This window comes from Catenovulum sp. 2E275, from assembly GCF_025515275.1.
In the GTDB taxonomy this organism is placed as follows: Bacteria; Pseudomonadota; Gammaproteobacteria; order Enterobacterales; family Alteromonadaceae; genus Catenovulum.
In genome coordinates this window covers 1-1,652 of record NZ_JAOPFU010000100.1, presented here as the reverse complement: position 1 = coordinate 1,652, position 1,652 = coordinate 1, and the positions used below count along the sequence as shown (strand labels likewise).

Below are 1,652 nucleotides of genomic sequence, written 5' to 3'. Positions count from 1 at the left end.
TCTTGGTCGAAAGATCTGATCACCACAAGGGCATTTAGTTCATTTTCTTATGCGCAGCTCAGGTTTATTAATCATAATGTAGTGCTGTAAAAGTTGTTGAAATTATCCAAAAACAATCCAATTTAGGCTATTTTAAAAGATCACTAGGAAACACCGGTAGACCACACCATTCAGCAATTTTGTTGTATTTCCTAGCTAAATCCCTGGCGTATTCAATCCCTTTATTTATATTTTCGATTGAATTTTTTACGTCACTACTTTTATCAAAAATATTTTCAAGAACCTTTCGAAATTTACTCATCGCTGGAGATCTTCTAACTTCTTCGGGTGTGTTGTTGTGCTCAATAGCATCTAATGAACTTTCAACGTCACGTAATAGCCTTGAAGCCACGCTAGAATTTGGTAATAGTTTTAGCAAATCCTCAATAGTTTCAATGGCAGAATAAACATGTTGATTTACCTGAAGTGTGGTGTGGTTTGACAAAACTGGCCGAAAATCGATACTGATTGACTGACTCTTTTCGAAAAAACCACCGACCATATCAAGCAACTTATCTATTCTTTTATCTTGAACATTTATTATGTCTTTTTGCGATTCTACTCTTAGCTCAGCAATTCGAAGCTCATTTCTCTGCTCTAAAAATAATTTCTCGTTTTCTTTAATGGTATCTGGGTACTTAGAATCTTTAACAACTAACTCATATTCATGAAGTGCTTTCTCCACTACATCTGACTTTCCGCTTTTAGTTTGGATTATTAATCGAACCATTAGCCCATCTTGTTCAATCCTAACTTTAGCCTCCTCATCTGGATATTGCTCTCTCAAATAAGTGCCAAAATAGTTCAAGATACCCAAACCTGCGGAATGGTACTCTGGAGGAAACTCTATACATCCGGAGTATACATCTCTCCATGCATCAAATGGTTCTAAATTGAACTCTTTAACAAATTCTGAATCATTTTTTAGATCAACGCCAATAAGTATGAATGGTACATTTACCTCAAAAGGAGAAAGTTGCACTAGCTGACCATAAAAGTTTTCAAAACTTTCTTTCTTAAACCAATTTAGAATAGGCGCACTTTTTAGTCTTCTTGTGGGTAATATCAAAATAGACAAGTCGATAAGTTCATTTGAGAAAGCTAACGCACTATCTTTAAATAGCCATTGCAATAATTCTGATTTCCCGTTGTGATTTAAACTAACGCAAATTCCATTTTTTATGGGCCCTAAAAGTGATAGCTTTAATGCCCTTCCGTCCGAAGAATAGGTTTGCTTTGCTATAGAATTCCAGCCATGTTCAATTAAAATATTACGCCAAGTGTGCTTCTTGTTTTCAATTTTACTAGGTAAAACAATTTGATCTAAAGTTGACATCATTTCATTGATTAGAAATGAGTGTTCTATTTGAATTTGGTCCCAACTACATTTAAAACAGGCAACTTTTGTAACTTTCATCGTCACTCACCGTTTTCAAGCCTAGGCTTAATGACTCCCCACGAGGTGCTAGCCTTCAAATTCGTGGGTTAGCAAAGCCAGAGCCATAATTAGTTTGTTCACAACTAAAAATTGGAGGCTAGCATGAACAAACATAGCATACCTTTCATAGGTTTAGATACTCATAAAGCATTTATTGAAATCGCATATATTGAAG

Annotated in this window: 1 protein-coding gene; it reads right to left on the bottom strand. The window is 35.2% G+C overall.

Annotated elements, in window-relative coordinates:
- Positions 1 to 127 precede the first annotated feature (127 nt).
- Positions 128 to 1,456, bottom strand: a complete 1,329-nt coding sequence (locus tag N7931_RS19190) for a hypothetical protein (RefSeq protein ID WP_262795949.1) — start codon at positions 1,454 to 1,456, stop codon at positions 128 to 130.
- Positions 1,457 to 1,652: the final 196 nt, after the last annotated feature.